The following is an 18,850-nucleotide window of genomic DNA, read 5'->3' on the forward strand; positions in this document are numbered from 1 at the left end:
CGAACATCACACCATCTCGTTGCGAATCCACTCAACCACCGAAGTGCGCTTCGGCGCCCACACCAGCAATTCACGCGCATGCTTGCCGCGCACCCGGCTGTTCGAGCCCAGGCCGTAGTTGGCCATTTCATACCCCCACTCGGCCTCAGCCTCGGCCAATGGCCAATCCTGCGACTGGCCCAGCTTCAGCGCCTCGGCGATGGCCGTGGTCATGTCGATAAACGACGCTTCACCGCTTTCCACAAAGTAGAAGGTGCCCGGCACATTCTTGGTCAGCGCCAGCAGGTACAGCGCCACCACGTCTTCAATGTGCACGTTGGACCAGATGTTCTGCCCCGTGCCGACATGGCGCACCACCCCGCTTTTGCGCGCCTGCTTGAGCAAGCGCGGCAATTGCACGCTGTCGCGCTTCACGCCCAGGCTGTGGCCGTAGATCAGCGTGTTGCAGATTACTGCCGAGTTCACGCCGTCTTGGGCGGCGGCCAGGATCAGGTTGTCGATGGCCACGCGGGCGGCCTTGTCGACGGTCGGCTCTGGCAGGTTGTCTTCAAAATAGATGACATCGCTGGCCTTGCCGCCCGACGCATCACCCACGATGCTTGAGCCGCTGGTGTGCAGAAAGGCTTTGTTCGAGCCCTTCAACGCAGCCAGCAAGGTTTCCACGGCGGCGCGGTGGTCGCTGCTGGCGGCGTTGATTACGGCGTCAGCCTTCGAAGCCTGTTCGGTCAACACGGCTGCGTCGTCGAGGGTGCCGATCACAGGGACGATGCCCAACGCGGTCATCTCGGTAGCCTGTTCAGCGCTGCGCACCAGGCCGGTGACGTGATGGCCAGCCTTGACCAGGCCGGTGGCGATCGAGCCGCCGATAAACCCTGCGGCGCCGGTAATGAATACGTTCATGGAGTGTGCTCCTGACTGGGTAAGTGATGGGCCCAGTATCAAGGCCCCCTCCCCGTCGAATAAGACCCTGTTGCCCAATTCAGTCTTGCGCGCAGATCACGAATCAACTGGCATACCGCGCCAGCTTGGCCTGAATGAAGTCCAGGAAGCACTGAATGCGCAACGCCAGCTGCGAGTTGCGGTAGAACACCGCGTGGATCGGCTGGCGATAACCGCTGTTGAACCCCTCCAACACCGGCACCAGGCGCCCGGCCTCAATGTCGGCGATGGTCATGAAGTTCGACAGGCAGCAAATCCCCTGCCCCTCCAACGCCAGCTGGCGCACGGTTTCGCCACTGGACGCGGCCACACTCGGCTGGATCAGCCAGCGGTCGCCCTCCACATGGCGCAATGGCCAGTGGTTGAGGGTTTCGGTGTGGGTAAAACCGAGCAAGGTATGCCCGGCCAGCTCGGCCACCGTACTCGGCGTGCCATGCTGCTTGAGGTACGCGGGGCTGGCGAGGATGTGCAGCGGCGTGCTGCCCAGCGCTCGCGCATGCAAGGTCGAGTCGGCCAGGGCGCCGATGCGGATGGCGATGTCGGTGCTCTGTTCCAGCAGGTCGATGATCAAGTCATCGCTGTTCAGCTCCAGCTGGATCTGCGGGTAAAGGCCACGAAACTCGGCAATGTACGGCACGATCCCGTGCAGCATGAACGGCACGGCGGCATTGATGCGCAGGCGCCCGGCCGGGTTTTTCTGGCGGGACGACAGGCGCTCTTCCAGCTCATCCATCTGCGCCAGGATCACCTTGGCCTGTTCGAAGAAGTACTTGCCCTCCTCGGTCAGGTCCATGCGCCGCGTGGTGCGGTTGATCAGCGTGGTGTCGAGCTTGGCTTCCAGGCGCGACAGGGTGCGGCTGACCGCCGACGGCGTCTGCCCGATCTGCTCCGCCGCCGCGGAAATCGAGCCGCACTCAATCACGCTGACGAAGATCTGTAACTCGTCGGATCGGGCTTTCACAGGCTGTCCTCGTTATCGATTGCCGCCAGCTTACACCGAGATGCGCCAGAGGCTGCTCGTAGCACGCCAGGTCGGCTTCGATGGCCGGGCAACTTAACCGCTGATCAGCAGGTGCCCGCCCAACAGTGCCATGCCGATAAAAAACACGCGCTTGAACAGCACCGCACTGATGCGCTGGCGCAGCACCTGGCCCAGCCACATGCCCAGCAGCGCGGGCACCAGGGCCAGCAAGGAGGCACTGACCTCGCCGCCGCCGAGCGTACCGCGCCAGGCCAGCCCGGCGGCCAGCGCCAGGGTGGACACGGTGAACGACAGCCCCAACGCCTGCACCAGTTGATCGCGATTCAAACCCAGCGCCTGCAGATACGGCACGGCGGGAATCACGAATACACCGGTGGCCGAGGTGATGATGCCGGTGACCAGCCCACACAGCGGGCCCAGCCAGCGTTCGGTTTGAGGCTGCACCTTGAAGGTGGGCACGAACAACCCACTCAACGCATACAGCAACAAGGCCGCGCCCAAGGCGCGCACCACCCAATGGCCGCCGTCCATGCCCAGCCACAGTGTGCCGAGCCCGGTGCCAAGGAAAATCAGCAAAAGCATCGGCCACAGGCGCTTGAGCAACGCGCTCAAGTGGCCACCGAATGCCAGTTGCCAGAGGTTGGTGACGGTCGACGGGATGATCAGCAATGCCGCAGCCTGCGCCGGCAGCATAGCCAGGCCGAGCATGCCCATGGCCACGGTGGGCAGGCCGAGGCCGATCACGCCCTTGACGGTGCCGGCGAGCAGGAACGTGCCGATGACCAGCAGGGTCAGGGCTGGGCCGAGGTTTTGGTAGAACGCGAGGAAGGTAGTCATGGGGGGATTGTGGCGCCTTTCGATATCGCCGCAAATGCGCCATATACTGAGGCAGCCTCTTGTTTTGTGTGAGGCTGAGATCGCCATCGGGGGCAAGCCCCCTCCCACATTTTGATTTGTGAATACATTCAAAGGTGGGAGGGGGCTTGCCCCCGATGAGGCCCGTCCAGCCACAGGAAAACCCCAGCCATGCACTTCGACCTGATCGACCTGCGCCTCTACCTGCACATCCTCGACACCGGCAACATCACCGCCGGCGCGGCCCGCAGCCATCTGTCCCTGGCCGCCGCCAGCGCGCGCATCCGGGCGATGGAAGCCTCGCTGGGCATCGAGTTCCTCGAACGCGGTCGCCGTGGCGTCACTCCCACCCCCGCCGGCAAGGCCCTGGCCCGCCACGCGCGCCTGTTGCTGCAACAAGCCGAGCACCTGCAACAGGACCTGGCCGAATACGCCAACGGCGTCAAAGGCCAGGTGCGCCTGCTGTGCAACACCACCGCCCTGAGCGAATACCTGCCGGAACTGCTGGCGGATTTTCTGCGCGAGCACCCCAACCTCGACATCGACCTGCAGGAATTGCCCAGCCTGCGCATCACCCAGGCCTTGCGACAAGGTACTGCGGACTTGGGGATCATTTCCGACGCGGTAGACACCCACGGCCTGCAGACTTTGGCATTTCGCGACGACCCGCTGGTGCTGATCACGCCCCTCGACCATCCACTGGCCACCGCGAGTTTCATCGACAGCCTGCAATATGAATACGTCGGTCTGACCGCCAATAGCGCACTCTCGGTGTACCTGGAAGAACAGGCGCTGCACGCCGGCTTTCGCCTGCAAACACGCATCCGCGCCGAGGGTTTTGATGGGGTGATCCGCATGGTCGCCCGTGGCGCCGGCCTCGGCATCGTGCCCCTGGCAGCCCTGGAACGTTGGCCATCGGAGCGCAGCTTCAAGGCCCACCCCCTGCAAGAAGAGTGGGCCTGCCGCAAGCTGCTGTTATGCGCGCGCTCGTTTGAGCAACTGCCCGGTTACGCCAAAGCCTTGTTCGACGCCTTGGCCCTGCCCTTGCGGAAGAACCCGTAATACACCGCCGACAGAATCAGCAGGAAAGGCACCCCAAACACCAGGGTCATCTTGAACGCATCGGTGAAATACGTGGTGATCATCACCGCGCCCATCAGCACCAGGCCGAGCAAGGTGCTGTAGGGAAACAGGCGCAGCTCGAAGGACAGCTTCGCGCCGCCATGGCGTTTGCGATAGCGACGGAAAAACAGGTGCGTGAGGAAAATCATGAACCAGGTGAAGATCGCGCCAAACATCGAGATCGCCATCATCAGGGTGAACGAGCTTTCCGGGTACACCAGGTTAAGCAAAGTCGCCAGGGCAATCCCTGAGCTGGACAGCAGCAATGCATTCAGCGGGATCCCGCTTTTGCTCAAGGCGCCCATGGACTTGGGTGCAAACCCCGCGCGGGACAAACTGAACATCATGCGCGTAGTGATATAGAGCTGGCTGTTCATCGCCGACAGCGCGGCGATCAGGATCACGAAATTCATTACCCCGGTGGCACCGGGAATGCCGATGGTCTGCATCACCGTCACAAACGGGCTCTGGGTCTGCCCGGCCTGGTTCCACGGCACGATGGCCAGCATCAGCGCCAGGGTCAGCAGGTAAAACACCACCAGGCGCACGATGGTCGCGCGAAAGGCTTTTTTCACCGCCTGCTCCGGGTCGGCGGCTTCACCGGCGGCCACGGCGATCATCTCCACGCTCAAGTAGCTGAAGATCGACACGATCACCGCGATCCACATGCCGCTCAACCCATGGGGGAAAAACCCGCCATGGGCCGTGTAGTTCTGCACGCCGTAGTCCGGGTTGCCGGAGCCGAACACCACATACACCGCAAGGATGATGAAGCCGACGATGGCGCTGATCTTGATGGTGGAGAACCAGTATTCGAAGTTGCCGAAGGTCTTCACGCTGATGGCATTGAGCAGGATCAGCACGCTGGAAAACGATACGATCCACACCCACTCGGGCACGTTGGCGAACCAGTACTTCATGTACATCGCCACCGCCGTGACCTCGGCGCCCACCGCCAGCACAATCGCCGCCCAGTAGGCATACCGCACCAGGAAGCCGGCCAACGGGCTGATGTAGAACTCGGCGTACGCGCCGAATGAGCCGGAGGTGGAATGCGCCACGGTCATCTCCGCCAGGCAGCCCATCAACAGCAAGGTGATCAAGGCACCGATGGCATAGCTCACCAGCACGCTGGGGCCGGCGTAGCCAATGGCATAGGCGCTGCCCATGAACAGCCCGGTGCCGATGGCGCCACCGATGGCGATCATGCTCATCTGGCCGGAAGTGAGCTGGCGCCGCAGGCCCAGTTCGCGGTGGGTGATTTCGGCAAAGCCGTTGTCGGGTGTGGTCACGTGGTGTGCCCCTTTATTATTGTGGTTGCACGATTTAACTGATGTCACAAATCTCCTGTGGGAGGGGGCAAGCCCCCTCCCACATTTGATCGGTGTTGCCCTTAGGTAACGCTGTGACGAACTTTGAATTGCGGCTGGTCCCAGGTGTGCTCATCAAGGATTTCGCCGAGGATTTCCACCGCGTCAAACACCTCGGTAAAGCTCGTATACAACGGCGTAAACCCAAAGCGCATGATGCGCGGCTCGCGGTAATCACCAATCACGCCACGGGCAATCAACGCCTGGATCACCGCATAACCTTCAGGGTGTTCGAAGCTCACGTGGCTGCCGCGTCGGGCATGTTCGCGCGGGGTGATCAGCACCAGGTCATGGGCGGCGCAGCGGGCTTCGACCAGGTCTATAAACAGGTCGGTCAACGCCAGGGATTTAGTGCGCAGGCTGGCCATGTCGGTCTGTTCGAAAATGTCCAGGCCGCATTCCACCATGGCCAACGACGTAATCGGCTGGGTGCCGCACAGGTAGCGTGCGATTCCGGCGCTGGGCGCGTAGGTCGATTCCATGGCGAACTGTCGGGTATGCCCGAACCAGCCCGACAGCGGCTGACGTACCAGGTCCACCAGCGCCGGGTTGACCCACACAAACGCCTGGGAGCCCGGCCCGCCATTGAGGTATTTGTAGGTGCAGCCAATCGCATAATCAGCGCCGGCCTGGTGCAGGTCGATGGGCACCGCGCCCGCCGAGTGGGCCAGGTCCCAGATACTCAGCGCGCCGCATTCATGGCTCAAGGCGGTGAGCGCCTGCATGTCGTACATGTAGCCGGTCTTGTAGTTGACGTGGGTGAGCAGCACCACCGCCACGTCGGCGTCGACGGCCTGGGCCAGCTCGGCCGGGCTGTTCACCAGGCGCAGCGAATAGCCCTGCTGCAGCAGCTCGGCCAGGCCCTCGGCGATATACAAATCGGTAGGAAAGTTGCTTGCTTCGCTGACGATCACCTTGCGTTGCGGCTGGCGTTGGCGCTGCACGCTCAACGCGGCGCTGAGCACCTTGAACAGGTTGATGGAGGTGGTATCGGTGATCACCACTTCGCCGTCGCGCGCGCCGATCAGCGGCGCCAGGCGGTTGCCCAGGCGCTGGGACAAATCCGCCCAGCCGGCGCTGTTCCAGCTGCGAATCAGGCCATTGCCCCACTCCTCGGCAATCACCGCCTGCGCCCGAGCGAGCGCTGCCACCGGGCGCGCGCCGAGGGAGTTGCCGTCGAGGTAGATCACCCCTTCCGGCAAGGCGAACTGATGGCGCAGTGGCGCCAGCGGGTCCTGGGCGTCGAGGGTTTGGCAGTGGCTTCGAGTGGTCATGGGCGATCCTGATTCTTATAAGTGAAGATGGACCAAATAATGAACGAAGATTTACAGAATTTTCGTGCAAAGTGGCAGGCAACAGGCTAATTAAGCTGTAGGAAATTCGAATTTAACCCCAAAACACGCGGATTTATTCTAACCATGATTCTTGATGCCACCGACCTGCGCCTCCTGCATTTCCTGCAACAGGATGGCCGTATCAGCAACCAGGAACTGGCGGAAAAAGTCGCCCTGTCGCCCTCCGCCTGCCTGCGCCGTTTGCGCCTGCTGGAGAGCGAAGGAATCATCAGCGGTTATCGCGCGGTGTTGAATGCCGAGCAACTGGGGATCGAGCTGGAGGCCATCGTGCATCTGTCGCTGCGCCAGGATGTGGAGGATTGGCACGAGACGTTTATCAAGAAGGTGCAGGGTTGGCCGGAGGTCGCCAGTGCCTATGTGATCACCGGCGCGAGCAACTACGTGCTGCGGGTGCAGGCGAGGAATTTGAAGCACTTTTCGGACTTTATCGTGAACCACCTGAACCGCACGGCGGGGGTGATGGATATTCGCTCGGAGATTGTGTTGCAGAAGATCAAGGATCGGGATGAGGTGTTGGACTTGGTCATCCGCAAATAACCGCAACACCACAAAACAAATGTGGGAGGGGGCTTGCCCACTCCCACATTTTTAAATGCATTCAATCTTCGAGGGCGCGCACTCGCTGCATGCGCTTTTGCTCTATCGGCGCCACCGCAGGCTGCAACTCAAAGTCAAAATCAATCTGCGCAAACCGCCCTTCCACCCCAAACTCCCGCGCCAGTTGCTGATCCTCACTGAAGCGAATCTCGGCGATCAATTCATCCCGCGTCGCGTAGGCAAAATCATCATGCAGGTACGGGTCATCCGACAGGTTGATCTGCGTGGTCAGGTGCCGATGCCCCGGCGCCGAGATAAAGAAGTGAATGTGCGCCGGCCGCTGCCCGTGGCGCCCCAGTTGGTCGAGCAATTGCTGGGTCGGCCCGGTCGGCGGGCAGCCGTAGCCCGAGGGCACGATGCTGCGAAACCGGTAGTTGCCCTGGGCGTCGGTTTCGATGCGACGGCGCAGGTTGAATTCCGATTGGCTCGGGTCGAACCAGGAATAGGTGCCGCCGGTGTTGGCTTGCCACACATCGACAATCGCCCCGGCCAACGGCTTGCCGTTTGTGTCGCGCACTTGCCCGCGCATAAACAGCGGCGCCGCCGCGTCGGTGCCGTCATCCAAACGCGCTTCGTATTGGCTCAGCGGCGCGCCGGCCACGTACAGCGGGCCTTCGATGGTGCGCGGGGTACCGCCGGATTTGCCGGCTTGTTCGTCGGCGGCGTCCATCAACAAGTCCAGGTAATGCTCCAGGCCCAACCCGGCAGCGAGCAAACCTGCTTCCTGGTTCTTGCCCAAGTCGTTGAGGTAGTTGACCGCCTTCCAGAACTCTTCCGGGGTCACTTCCAGGTCTTCGATGATGTTCACGGTATCGCGCAGGATGCGGTAGACCAGCGCCTTGGTGCGCGGGTTGCCGGCGTCGTTGAGGTTGCCGCTGGCTTCTTCGAGAAACTGTTGGGCGTGGGCAGTCTGGGACAGTCGGATGGACATGATGCAATCCTCATCTTGTAATTATCAGGTGCAAAAACAGGCTCAGCGGTCGTCCTCATGGATCGACGAAGGGTGCCGGCACAGGGCGTTCACTTCAATCGCCATGTAGGGGTAAAGCGGCAGTTGCATCAGCAGGTCATGCAGTTCCTGCACACTGTCGACGTCGAACACGCTGTAGTTGGCGTAGAGCCCGGCGATGCGCCACAGGTGGCGCCATTTGCCCTGGGCTTGCAGGCGCTGCGCCAGGGCTTTCTCGTCGGCCTTGAGGGCGGCGGCGCGCTCGGGGTTCATGTCGACGGGCAGGTTCACGGTCATTTTTACGTGGAACAACATGGCAGGCGCCTCTTAGTGTTTGTCACGACGGAAGAACGCCAGGCGCTCTTCATCGATGGCCAGGCCCAGGCCCGGCAAAGTGGAAACATGCAACTGGAAATCCCGGTAAAGCGGCGGCTCGGTGAGGATGTCTTCGGTCAGCAGCAGCGGGCCGAACAGCTCGGTGTCCCAGGCCAGCTTGTTCAAGGTCAGGAAGGCATGCGCCGAGGCCAGGGTGCCGATGCCACCTTCAAGCATGGTGCCGCCGTACAGGCCGATGCCCGCCGCCTCGGCAATCGCCGCCGTGCGCAACACCGCGCGGGGGCCGCCGTTCTTGGCGATCTTGAGGGCGAACACCGAGGCCGCGCCTTCGCGGGCCAGGTTGAACGCGTCCTCCACACATTCGATGGATTCGTCGGCCATGATCGGCGCCGGGCTCGACAGGTTCAGCCGCGCCATGCCGCCACGGTTGTTGCGCGAGATCGGTTGTTCGATCAGGTCGATACCGTTGTCGCCCAGCACCTTGCAGGCACGCAGGGCCACGGCTTCGTCCCAGGCCTGGTTGACGTCGACGCGCACACTCGCGCGGTCGCCCAAGGCCTTTTTGATCGCGATCACATGGGCCAGGTCGCGGCTGACTTCACCCGCGCCGATCTTGAGTTTAAAGATGCGGTGGCGCCGCAGGTCGAGCATCTTTTCGGCTTCGGCAATGTCTTGCTCGGTGTTGCCGCTGGCCAGGGTCCAGGCCACCGGCAAGGCATCACGCACGCGGCCGCCGAGCAGTTCACTCACCGGCAGGTTCAGGCGTTTGCCCAAGGCATCGAGCAAGGCGCTTTCGATACCGGACTTGGCAAAAGTGTTGCCGCGAATGCTGCGCTCCAGGCGCAACATGGCGGCGTTGATATTGCTCGCATCCTGGCCAACCAGCAGCGGCGCAAAATGCCGGTCGATATTGATCTTGATGCTGTCGGGGCTTTCATTGCCGTAGCTCAGGCCACCGATGGTGGTGGACTCACCAATGCCTTCGATGCCGTCGGCGCAACGCACGCGGATGATTACCAGGGTCTGGTTTTGCATCGTGTGCATCGCCAGCTTGTGCGGGCGGATGGTGGGGAGGTCGACGATGATGGTGTCGATCGACTCGATGGCGCAAATCGGCATGGCAATACCCGTTGGGTTCTTTATAGGTTTGAGCCGATTTTGTCCCGCATCTTTCCAGGCGGCCAATATAGAATTAGTCTCACGCAATACCCTCAAGGTATGAAAGGAGCCGTCATGGAACTGCGTCACCTGCGCTATTTCCAGGTACTGGGGGAAACCCTCAACTTCACCCGCGCCGCCGAACGCCTGCACATCGCCCAGCCGCCGTTGAGCCGGCAGATCCAGCAATTGGAAGATGAGTTGGGGGTGATTTTGCTCGAGCGTGGCCGCCCGTTGCGGCTGACCGAGGCCGGGCGGTTTTTTTATGAGCACGCCAATGTGCTGCTCGAACAACTCAACAAAGTCTGCGACAGCACCCGCCGTATCGGCCAGGGCGAGAAGACCTGGCTGGGCATCGGCTTTGCGCCGTCGACCCTGTACGGCGTGCTGCCCGAGCTGATTCGCCGGCTGCGCAACCACGACACCCTCGAGCTGGAGTTGGGCCTGTCGGAAATGACCACCTTGCAGCAGGTCGAAGCGCTCAAGGCCGGGCGCATTGATGTGGGTTTCGGGCGCATTCGTATCGACGACCCGGCCATCGTCCAGCGCGTGCTGGTCGAAGACCGGTTGGTGGCCGTACTGCCCGCCGGCCACCCGCTGCTCGACGCCCCCGCCACCCTCGCCCAACTGGCCGCCGAACCGTTTGTGCTGTACCCGGGCAACCCACGGCCGAGCTACGCAGACCATGTAATCGCGCTGTTCGACGCCCATGGCTTGAGCCTCAAGGTGGCGCAGTGGACCAACGAACTGCAAACCGCCATCGGCCTGGTCGGCGCGGGCATGGGTGTGACGCTGGTGCCGGCGTCGGTGCAGGTGCTGCACCGTGCGGATATCGGCTATACGCCGGTGGTGGAAGCGACGGCGACTTCGCCGATCATTCTGAGCCGGCGGGTGAATGATCAGTCGCCGGGGCTGAGTCATTGTTTGCAGCTGGTTGAAGAGTTGATCTGAGACCTCGCAAACAACACATTTTTATCTTCATCAGGATCAGAGACTGCGCAGGCGGTTGCGCTGCAGGGTCTGGCTGGGGGATTCATCAAAGAGCTTTCTGTACTCCGCCGAAAACCGCCCCAAATGCGTAAACCCCCAGCCCAGGGCAATCTCGGAAATGGTTCGAATCGAGCCCTGCTCAAGAATTTCCTGACGCACGCCACCCAACCGGTGCTTCTTCAGGTAAGCCATGGGCGACAGCGCAAAGTATTTGCGAAACGCATCGAACAGCTTGAACCGCGAAACCCCGGTAGCGGCCTCCAAATCTTCCAGGTGCACGGCCTCGCGGGCGTTGTCGTGGATGTACTGCCGCGCGCGGACCAGATAGTGCGGCAGCTTCACGCCGAGCACATCGCGCAATTCTTCGGAATAGTTATTCGGCTGGGCGAGGATCAGCCCCTTGATCAGCGAGCTTTCCAGGTCGCGGGTAAAGGCCGCCTGTTCATACAATTCGCTGCTGCGTTCCAGCTCGGCGATGAAGTAGCGCGCCATGCGCCACCACGACGCCGACGCGCCGTCCACCGCGTCCATCACCGACTCAAAGCGCAGCGGCGCCTCGATCGGCCGTTGCAGCAAACCCTCCAGTGATTCACTCATGGCCGCCCGCGTGATCACCACCTGCAGCTTGCGGCAATCGCCGGAAATCTCCAGCACCTGGTGTTCGTTGGGCGAGATGATCACGCCCTGATCGCGGTTGGAACTCAGGCGCTCGCCGTTACGGCTCAGTTCCTGTTCGCCCACCAGCGGCAGGCTCAGGCTGTAGCTGCTGAACTGCTCGGCGTCTTCGATATCGATGGTCACATCAGTGCCGTATTCGATCACGCCCAGGGTGGTGGCCCGGGACTTGAACACATTGGCGCTGTGGTTGAAGCGCAAGCGCTCGGGCGTGGCCGTCGCCAGGCGGTGCGGCCCGCAGATGCCGGACATCCAGCTGCGGGCGCCTTCCAGGTCGAAGCGTTGAATCTGGATATCGCGTGTATGGCTACTCATCAGGGGCACCCACGGCGGTTAGGCTTCGCGCGCTCTGACGGCGCGTCGTTATTGTTGTTGAACAGCAAGTTCTACGCCACGCCGGCACAAATGCAACGGGGTGGATAGCAACGGCCGACTATGTGGATAAGAACACGACCATTCCTACAGCAGCCTGGGAAGACAGTAGCGCAACACGTCACCGCGTCGCACCGTATTGGGTAGTTGCTGCCCAATTATCCGGCCCACCTTCCCCCACTAAGCGGATAGCCCGCCACCGCGTCGCAGCCTCTTAATGGCCTACCCGTTTAGCCATTAACCCAAGGTGCCTCCCATGAGTGGTGCAAGAAGCGTCGAGCAATGGAAAAGTTTTATCGAAAGCTGCCTGGATTTTCGCCCCGCCGATGAAGTGTTCCGCATCGCCCGCGACATGTTCACCGAGCCGCAGCTGTTCGACCTGGAGATGGAACTGATCTTCGAGAAAAACTGGATCTACGCCTGCCACGAAAGCGAACTGGCCAATAACCACGACTTCGTAACGATGCGCGCCGGGCGCCAGCCGATGATCATCACCCGCGACGGCGAGGGCCGGCTCAATGCGTTGATCAACGCCTGCCAGCATCGCGGCACCACCCTCACCCGCGTGGGCAAGGGCAACCAGTCGACCTTTACCTGCCCGTTCCACGCCTGGTGCTACAAGAGTGACGGCCGGCTGGTGAAGGTCAAGGCGCCGGGGGAATACCCGGACGGGTTCGACAAAGCCACGCGCGGCCTGAAAAAAGCCCGCATCGACAGCTACAAGGGCTTCGTCTTCATCAGCCTCGACGTCAACGGCAGCGACAGCCTCGAGGACTTCCTCGGCGACGCCAAAGTGTTCTTCGACATGATGGTCGCGCAGTCGGCCACCGGTGAGCTGGAAGTGCTGCCGGGTAAATCCGCCTACACCTACGACGGCAACTGGAAGCTGCAAAACGAAAACGGCCTGGACGGTTATCACGTCAGTACCGTGCACTACAACTACGTGGCCACGGTGCAGCATCGCCAGCAGGTGAACACCGAGAACGGCACCGGCGCCGGCAGCACCCTGGACTACAGCAAGCTCGGCGCCGGCGACGCGAATACCGATGACGGCTGGTTTGCCTTCAACAACGGCCACAGCCTGTTGTTCAGTGACATGCCCAACCCCAGCGTACGCTCCGGCTACGCCACCATCATGCCGCGCCTGGTGGCCGAGCACGGCCAGCCAAAAGCCGAGTGGATGATGCACCGCCTGCGCAACCTGAACATTTACCCGAGCCTGTTCTTCCTCGACCAGATCAGCTCGCAGCTGCGCATCATCCGCCCCGTGGCGTGGAACAAGACCGAGATCATCAGCCAGTGCCTGGGGGTCAAGGGCGAGTCCGACGCCGACCGCGAAAACCGCATTCGCCAGTTCGAGGATTTTTTCAACGTTTCGGGCATGGGCACGCCGGATGACCTGGTGGAATTTCGCGAAGCCCAGCGCGGTTTCCAGGGCAGGCTTGAACGCTGGAGCGATATCTCCCGTGGCAGCCATCGCTGGGAAACAGGGCCCACGCCGAACAGCGAAGCCATCGGCATTACACCAGCCATGACCGGCACCGAATTCACCCATGAAGGCCTGTACGTCAACCAGCACCGTAACTGGCAGCAATTCCTGCTCAAGGGCCTGGACCGCCAAGCGCTGATCCTGCGGGAGGTGGAATGATGAATGCCCAATTGCAGTACCAGATCGAGCAGTTCTTCTACCGTAAATCCGAACTGTGCGACGCCCAAGACTGGGACGCCTACGTGCAGCTGTTCGACCCGCAGAGTGAGTTCCACCTGCCGCAGTGGGATTCGGAGCACGTGTACACCCGCGACCCCAAGCGCGAGATGTCGCTGATCTACTACGCCAACCGCTCGGGCCTGGAAGACCGCATCTTCCGCCTGCGCACCGGCAAGGCCGCGTCGGCCACGCCGATGCCGCGCACCTTACACCTGATCAACAACGTGCGCATCGCCGAACAGGCAGACGGCACCCTGGAGGTGAAGGTGAACTGGCACACGCTGTTTTATCGCCTGGCCACGTCGGAGCAGTTTTACGGGCCTGCCACCTACACCCTCAAGCCTGATGGCGACAGCTGGCTGATCACCCGCAAACACGCCTTGCTGCTCAACGACACCATCAACTCGGTGCTGGATTTCTATCACCTTTAGGCACCGGAGCTTTCAGATGAATCACAAAGTGGCCTTCAGCTTTGCCGATGGCAAGACCCTGTTTTTCCCGGTGGGCGCGAATGAAATCCTGCTGGACGCGGCGCTGCGCAATGGCATCAAAATCCCGCTGGATTGCCGCGAAGGTGTGTGCGGCACGTGCCAGGGGCGTTGCGAGTCGGGCGATTACACCCAGGATTATGTGGATGAGGAAGCCCTCTCCAGCCTCGACCTGCAACAGCGCAAGATGCTCAGTTGCCAGACCCGCGTGCAGTCCGACGCCGCGTTCTACTTCGACTTCGATTCCAGCCTGTGCAACGCGCCGGGCCCGGTGCAGGTGCGCGGCATGGTGAGCGCAGTGCAGCAGGTGTCGGCCAGCACGGCGATCCTGCAGGTGCAGGTGGACCAGGCGCTGGATTTCCTGCCCGGCCAATATGCGCGGCTGTCGGTGCCCGGCACCGACAGTTGGCGCTCGTACTCCTTCGCCAACCTGCCGGGCCATCAGTTGCAATTCCTCATCCGCCTGCTGCCGGATGGGGTGATGAGCAACTACCTGCGCGAGCGCTGCCAGGTCGGTGATGAACTGCTGCTGGAGGCGCCGCTGGGTGCGTTCTACCTGCGCCACGTGACCAAACCGCTGGTGCTGGTGGCGGGCGGCACCGGGCTGTCGGCCCTGCTGGGCATGCTCGATGAACTGGTCGCCAATGGCTGCGAGCAGCCCGTGCACCTCTATTACGGCGTGCGCGGTGCCGAGGACTTGTGCGAGGCGGCGCGCATCCAGGCCTATGGCCGGGCAATCCCGGGCTTTCGCTACACCGAAGTGCTCAGCGCGCCCTCGGCAGACTGGCCCGGCAAGCGCGGTTACCTCACCGAGCATTTCGACCTGGCCGAATTGCGGGACACATCGGCGGATATGTACCTGTGCGGGCCCCCGCCGATGGTCGAATCGATCCAACAATGGCTGGCGGATCAGGCACTTGATGGCGTTCAGCTGTATTACGAAAAGTTTACGCAGAGTAATATCTGACCCCTCAGCACTTCTGATGGGCTCAACCCAGAGAAATACAAGTAGAAGGGAATGTTAATGGCGGATGACATGGTTAACCCGGTAGGCCTCAAGCGTGGCCTGAAGAACCGGCATATTCAGCTGATCGCCTTGGGAGGGGCGATTGGTACGGGGCTGTTCCTCGGCTCGGCCGGGGTGCTCAAGTCGGCGGGGCCGTCGATGATCCTGGGCTACGCGATCGCCGGTTTTATCGCGTTCCTGATCATGCGCCAGCTCGGCGAAATGATCGTCGAGGAGCCGGTGGCCGGCTCCTTCAGCCATTTCGCGCACAAATACTGGGGCGGCTACGCAGGCTTCCTGGCGGGCTGGAACTACTGGGTGCTCTACGTGCTGGTAGGCATGGCCGAACTGACGGCCGTGGGCAAGTACATCCAGTTCTGGTGGCCGGAAATCCCGACCTGGGTCAGCGCACTGGTGTTTTTCGTGGCGGTGAACCTGATCAACACCCTGAACGTGAAGTTCTTCGGTGAGGCCGAGTTCTGGTTCGCGATCATCAAGGTAGTGGCGATTGTCGGCATGATCGTACTCGGCTGCTACCTGCTGTTCAGCGGCACCGGCGGCCCGCAAGCCTCGATCAGCAACCTGTGGAGCCACGGCGGGTTCTTCCCCAATGGCGGCATGGGGCTGTTGATGGCGATGGCCTTCATCATGTTCTCGTTCGGTGGCCTGGAACTGGTGGGCATCACCGCCGCCGAGGCCAGCGAGCCGCGCAAGGTGATCCCCAAGGCGATCAACCAGGTGGTGTACCGCATCCTGATTTTCTACGTGGGCGCACTGACCGTGCTGTTGGCGCTGTACCCGTGGGACCAGTTGCTGCAAACCCTCGGCGCCTCGGGCGATGCCTACAGCGGCAGTCCGTTTGTGCAGATCTTCTCGCTGATCGGTAACGACACCGCTGCGCACATCCTCAACTTCGTGGTGCTGACCGCGGCGCTGTCGGTGTACAACAGCGGCGTGTACTGCAACAGCCGCATGCTGTTCGGCCTGGCCGAGCAAGGCGACGCGCCCAAGGCGCTGATGAAGCTCAACAAGCAAGGCGTACCGCTGCGTGCCCTGGCGATTTCGGCCCTGGTGACGATGCTCTGCGTGGTGGTCAACTACGTGGCACCGCAGAGCGCGCTGGAGCTGCTGTTTGCGCTGGTGGTTGCTTCGCTGATGATCAACTGGGCGCTGATCAGCATCACCCACATCAAGTTCCGCAAGGCCATGGGCGAGCAAGGCGTGACCCCGCTCTTCAAGACCTTCTGGTTCCCGTTCAGCAACTACCTGTGCCTGGCGTTCATGCTGATGATCATCAGCGTGATGCTGGCGATCCCGGGTATTCGCGAGTCGGTGTATGCGATGCCGGTGTGGGTGGGGGTTATCTATGTTGCCTACCGGTTGCGGGTCAGAAACGCGAAAGTAGCCGTAGCGCAGTAACCCTGTGGGAGGGGCTTGCCCCCTCCCACATTTGATTGCATTTACAGGGTAGAACGCACTCGCCACAGCTCTGGGAACAGCACCGTGTCGAGCATCTTGCGCAAATACCCCACGCCTTCAGTACCGCCGGTGCCGGGCTGGAAGCCGATAATCCGCTCCACCGTAGTCACATGCCGGAAGCGCCACTGGCGGAACGAGTCCTCCAGGTCGATAAACTTCTCGGCCAACTGATACAAATCCCAATACCGACTCGGGTCGCGATACACCTCGCGCCACGCCGCCTCCACGGATTCATCGTGCACCGTGGCGGCCGTCGGGTCGCGTTCGGCGCGCGCCGGGTCAATCGCCAGCCCCGCCTTGGCCATCAGGTTGACCGCCTCGTCATACAGCGACGGCGTGGCAATCGCCACTTTCAACTCGTTCAGCAACTCGGGCCGGTGGGCGTGCGGCCGCAACAGCGCCGCGCTTTTATTGCCGAGAATAAATTCGATCTCACGGTACTGGAACGACTGGAACCCCGACGACTGCCCCAGGAACGGGCGGATCGCCTTGTATTCCGACGGCGTCATGGTCGCCAGCACTGCCCAGGCGTGCACCAGTTGGTCGAAAATCCGCGACACCCGCGCCAGCATCTTGAACGCCGGCGCCAGCTCACCCAGGCGCACGTGTTCACGGGCGGCCTTGAGTTCGTGGAGCATCAGCTTCATCCACAGCTCGGAGGTCTGGTGCTGGATGATGAACAGCATCTCGTTGTGGTCCGGCGACAGCGGGTGCTGGGCGCTGAGCACTTTGCCCAGGTCCAGGTAGTCGCCGTAGCTCATGGACTCGGAGAAATTCAGCTCGGCGTTATGCCATTCTTCGGGCGGCTGATAATCGGGAGAAAAGGGACACTGGCTCATCGCGTGGGCTCCTTGAGCGGGCGGAGAATGGCGCGCACAGGGCTCGCGTCGAGGTTGGCAAAGCGCAGTGGCAGCGCGATCAGTTCGTAGTCGCCCTCGGGGACGTCATCGAGCACGATGCCTTCGAGAATCGCCATGCCATGGCGCGCCACGGCGTTGTGCGAATCCATGGTCTTGGACTGTTGCGGGTCCAGCGAGGGTGTATCGATCCCGATCAAACGCACGCCCAGGCTGGCAAGCAGCTCAATGGTTTGCGGCGCGATGGCGGTGAAATTCGAATCCCATTGCGTCAACGGCGCTTGTGGATAAGTGCGCAGCAGCACGCGCTCCGGCAGGTTATCCACACGGCCTTGCAGTTGATGTGGCTGCACCAGCGCGCCACTGCCCAGGCAATGCAACACGCGACATGGGCCCATGTACACATCCAGCGACACCTCGCCAATCGGCGCGCCGTCGGCGCTGTAATGCAGCGGCGCGTCCACGTGGGCGCCGGTGTGCGGCGACAAGGTCACGCGCCCCACATTCACAGGGCACTCGGGGCCGAACTGCCACACACGCTCTTCCTGAAACGGCGTATCCCCCGGCCAGGTCGGGGTCGCCGCGCTCAAGGGCGGGCTGATATCCCACCACGTTTTTATTGGGTTCATTTCAAGGCTCTCGGTCGGTACTGGGGTGAATGATACGAGGGCCTGCTGCGAATTTTCTTGCGAATTCCTGCGCCAAGCGCGAAATCTTTCGCACTTACTGCGAGGAAATGGCTGATTCGCGCTCGGAACTGCCGTACGAGAATCAATGTGGGAGGGGGCTTGCCCCCGATAGCGGTGGGTCAGTGGACACCTGTGCCAGCCGACACTCAGCTATCGGGGGCAAGTCGAATCGTCGCACCGCCCCTCCCACATGGACTGCACTGGGCCTGGGGGATTGCATTCACCTGCGCTTCTGGGCATCCAGATGTCGAGTTCAGACCACCGGCGCGCACCTCGACGCTATAGGGTTCAACTCTCGTTCCCCTGCCTCGGAGACATCATGTCCAAGCCCATCACCGTACTGCGCGACACCCACCCTTTGCCGGTCCTGGATGCCTGCAAATGGGAAAAGCTCGAAGGCGACCCGCACACCGTCAACCTCAACGCCTATACCAGCGAAGACGGCAGCAAGATCATGGGCACCTGGATCTGCACACCGGGCAAGTGGTACGTGGACTACGTGAAGTGGGAATACTGCCATTTCCAGGAAGGCTACTGCATCATCACCCCGGAAGGCATGGAGCCGATTCACCTGCGGGCTGGGGATATCTTCGTGGTGGAACCGGGGATGAAAGGCACGTGGGAAGTGGTCGAGACGGTGCGTAAGTATTTTGTGTTTGCTTGAGGGGGTAATCCGCAACCGCACTTCAATAAAAAAACCGCCCATGAAGGCGGTTTTTTTGAATGGGTTAGCGACTCTCGCCAGCCAAGGGGCCTGTAGGCTCCATGTCTTTGCCATGCGCAATCGCAACGCTGAAAAATCTTTTTTGGTTAGCTGACATCAATCCTCCGAGTTTTTTAGCTTCGGCAGAAAAGCTCGCAACCAGTTGCGCATTGGTTTTCCGGGGAGACATTTTCATCAAATCAAGCCTCTGTAAGCCTTG

At 61.6% G+C, this 18,850-nt stretch carries 20 protein-coding genes; 8 read left to right on the forward strand and 12 right to left on the reverse strand.

From position 1 onward, the window contains the following. Positions 1-6 precede the first annotated feature (6 nt). The 3 genes from AC0IYH_RS22580 to AC0IYH_RS22590 all read right to left on the reverse strand — a co-directional run bounded on the left by AC0IYH_RS22580 (position 7) and on the right by AC0IYH_RS22590 (position 2,758). Positions 7-900, reverse strand: coding sequence for an NAD-dependent epimerase/dehydratase family protein (locus AC0IYH_RS22580; RefSeq protein ID WP_471836276.1), 894 nt, complete (start codon positions 898-900; stop codon positions 7-9). A gap of 103 nt (positions 901-1,003) precedes the next feature. After that, on the reverse strand, positions 1,004-1,900 hold the full coding sequence (locus AC0IYH_RS22585) for a LysR substrate-binding domain-containing protein (RefSeq protein ID WP_471836279.1): 897 nt from the start codon (positions 1,898-1,900) through the stop codon (positions 1,004-1,006). A gap of 93 nt (positions 1,901-1,993) precedes the next feature. Continuing rightward, positions 1,994-2,758 (reverse strand): sulfite exporter TauE/SafE family protein, encoded by a 765-nt coding sequence (locus AC0IYH_RS22590; RefSeq protein ID WP_471836281.1) that lies wholly within the window; start codon positions 2,756-2,758, stop codon positions 1,994-1,996. A gap of 189 nt (positions 2,759-2,947) precedes the next feature. Between AC0IYH_RS22590 and AC0IYH_RS22595 the strand changes: the two genes are divergently transcribed. Then, positions 2,948-3,838, forward strand: a complete 891-nt coding sequence (locus AC0IYH_RS22595) for a LysR family transcriptional regulator (protein WP_471836283.1) — start codon at positions 2,948-2,950, stop codon at positions 3,836-3,838. On the opposite strand, the gene AC0IYH_RS22600 is transcribed toward AC0IYH_RS22595, so the two are convergent. Together AC0IYH_RS22600 and kynU are read right to left on the reverse strand one after the other, a co-directional pair. Next, positions 3,784-5,190 (reverse strand): amino acid permease, encoded by a 1,407-nt coding sequence (locus AC0IYH_RS22600; RefSeq protein WP_471836284.1) that lies wholly within the window; start codon positions 5,188-5,190, stop codon positions 3,784-3,786. The two genes, AC0IYH_RS22595 and AC0IYH_RS22600, sit on opposite strands and share 55 nt — an antisense overlap. Before the next feature lie 101 nt (positions 5,191-5,291). Further along, positions 5,292-6,542, reverse strand: coding sequence for a kynureninase (gene kynU / locus AC0IYH_RS22605; protein ID WP_471836285.1), 1,251 nt, complete (start codon positions 6,540-6,542; stop codon positions 5,292-5,294). A 144-nt stretch (positions 6,543-6,686) separates the two neighbouring features. Here kynU and AC0IYH_RS22610 point away from each other — a divergent pair, with 144 nt between their 5' ends. Next, positions 6,687-7,160, forward strand: coding sequence for an Lrp/AsnC family transcriptional regulator (locus AC0IYH_RS22610; RefSeq protein WP_016974903.1), 474 nt, complete (start codon positions 6,687-6,689; stop codon positions 7,158-7,160). Positions 7,161-7,221: 61 nt separating this feature from the next. Here AC0IYH_RS22610 and catA read toward each other — a convergent pair whose 3' ends face one another. Genes catA through AC0IYH_RS22625 form a run of 3 tightly spaced genes read right to left on the reverse strand, consistent with a single transcriptional unit; the run spans position 7,222 to position 9,624 of the window. Then, positions 7,222-8,151 (reverse strand): catechol 1,2-dioxygenase, encoded by a 930-nt coding sequence (gene catA / locus AC0IYH_RS22615; protein WP_471836287.1) that lies wholly within the window; start codon positions 8,149-8,151, stop codon positions 7,222-7,224. A 42-nt stretch (positions 8,152-8,193) separates the two neighbouring features. After that, entirely contained in the window at positions 8,194-8,484 is a 291-nt protein-coding gene (gene catC / locus AC0IYH_RS22620) for a muconolactone Delta-isomerase (RefSeq protein WP_029299901.1), read from the reverse strand. A gap of 12 nt (positions 8,485-8,496) precedes the next feature. Continuing rightward, positions 8,497-9,624 carry a muconate cycloisomerase family protein gene (locus AC0IYH_RS22625; protein ID WP_116630286.1) on the reverse strand — a complete coding sequence of 376 codons (1,128 nt, stop codon included), beginning with the start codon at positions 9,622-9,624 and terminating at the stop codon, positions 8,497-8,499. A gap of 114 nt (positions 9,625-9,738) precedes the next feature. Between AC0IYH_RS22625 and AC0IYH_RS22630 the strand changes: the two genes are divergently transcribed. Further along, on the forward strand, positions 9,739-10,614 hold the full coding sequence (locus AC0IYH_RS22630) for a LysR family transcriptional regulator (RefSeq protein WP_122773556.1): 876 nt from the start codon (positions 9,739-9,741) through the stop codon (positions 10,612-10,614). A gap of 36 nt (positions 10,615-10,650) precedes the next feature. On the opposite strand, the gene AC0IYH_RS22635 is transcribed toward AC0IYH_RS22630, so the two are convergent. Further along, positions 10,651-11,643, reverse strand: coding sequence for an AraC family transcriptional regulator (locus AC0IYH_RS22635; RefSeq protein ID WP_471836290.1), 993 nt, complete (start codon positions 11,641-11,643; stop codon positions 10,651-10,653). Positions 11,644-11,956: 313 nt separating this feature from the next. Between AC0IYH_RS22635 and antA the strand changes: the two genes are divergently transcribed. The 4 genes from antA to AC0IYH_RS22655 are packed head-to-tail and all read left to right on the forward strand — an operon-like array spanning position 11,957 to position 16,321. Then, positions 11,957-13,348, forward strand: a complete 1,392-nt coding sequence (gene antA, locus AC0IYH_RS22640) for an anthranilate 1,2-dioxygenase large subunit (RefSeq protein ID WP_471836292.1) — start codon at positions 11,957-11,959, stop codon at positions 13,346-13,348. Next, positions 13,348-13,839 carry an anthranilate 1,2-dioxygenase small subunit gene (gene antB, locus AC0IYH_RS22645; protein ID WP_471836294.1) on the forward strand — a complete coding sequence of 164 codons (492 nt, stop codon included), beginning with the start codon at positions 13,348-13,350 and terminating at the stop codon, positions 13,837-13,839. Before antA ends, antB begins: the two co-directional genes overlap by 1 nt. A 16-nt stretch (positions 13,840-13,855) precedes the next feature. Next, the gene (antC, locus tag AC0IYH_RS22650; protein WP_471836295.1) at positions 13,856-14,863 is read left to right on the forward strand and encodes an anthranilate 1,2-dioxygenase electron transfer component AntC; all 1,008 of its coding nucleotides are present in this window, start codon (positions 13,856-13,858) and stop codon (positions 14,861-14,863) included. A gap of 57 nt (positions 14,864-14,920) precedes the next feature. After that, positions 14,921-16,321: an amino acid permease gene (locus AC0IYH_RS22655; RefSeq protein WP_116630280.1), complete on the forward strand. Its 1,401-nt coding sequence runs from the start codon at positions 14,921-14,923 to the stop codon at positions 16,319-16,321. Positions 16,322-16,362: 41 nt separating this feature from the next. Here AC0IYH_RS22655 and kynA read toward each other — a convergent pair whose 3' ends face one another. Both kynA and kynB read right to left on the reverse strand, forming a co-directional pair. Continuing rightward, on the reverse strand, positions 16,363-17,220 hold the full coding sequence (gene kynA, locus AC0IYH_RS22660; RefSeq protein WP_116630279.1) for a tryptophan 2,3-dioxygenase: 858 nt from the start codon (positions 17,218-17,220) through the stop codon (positions 16,363-16,365). Beyond that, positions 17,217-17,867 (reverse strand): arylformamidase, encoded by a 651-nt coding sequence (gene kynB, locus AC0IYH_RS22665; protein ID WP_122773559.1) that lies wholly within the window; start codon positions 17,865-17,867, stop codon positions 17,217-17,219. The genes kynA and kynB overlap by 4 nt, the downstream gene beginning before the upstream one ends. A gap of 379 nt (positions 17,868-18,246) precedes the next feature. On the opposite strand from kynB, the gene AC0IYH_RS22670 reads away from it, so the two are divergent. Next, positions 18,247-18,591: a cupin domain-containing protein gene (locus AC0IYH_RS22670; protein ID WP_015885872.1), complete on the forward strand. Its 345-nt coding sequence runs from the start codon at positions 18,247-18,249 to the stop codon at positions 18,589-18,591. Positions 18,592-18,655: 64 nt separating this feature from the next. Here AC0IYH_RS22670 and AC0IYH_RS22675 read toward each other — a convergent pair whose 3' ends face one another. Then, a complete protein-coding gene (locus AC0IYH_RS22675; protein WP_163821430.1) occupies positions 18,656-18,826 on the reverse strand; it encodes a hypothetical protein in 171 nt (56 codons plus the stop codon). Positions 18,827-18,850 lie beyond the last annotated feature (24 nt).

This window comes from Pseudomonas sp. AC463 (assembly GCF_979253585.1).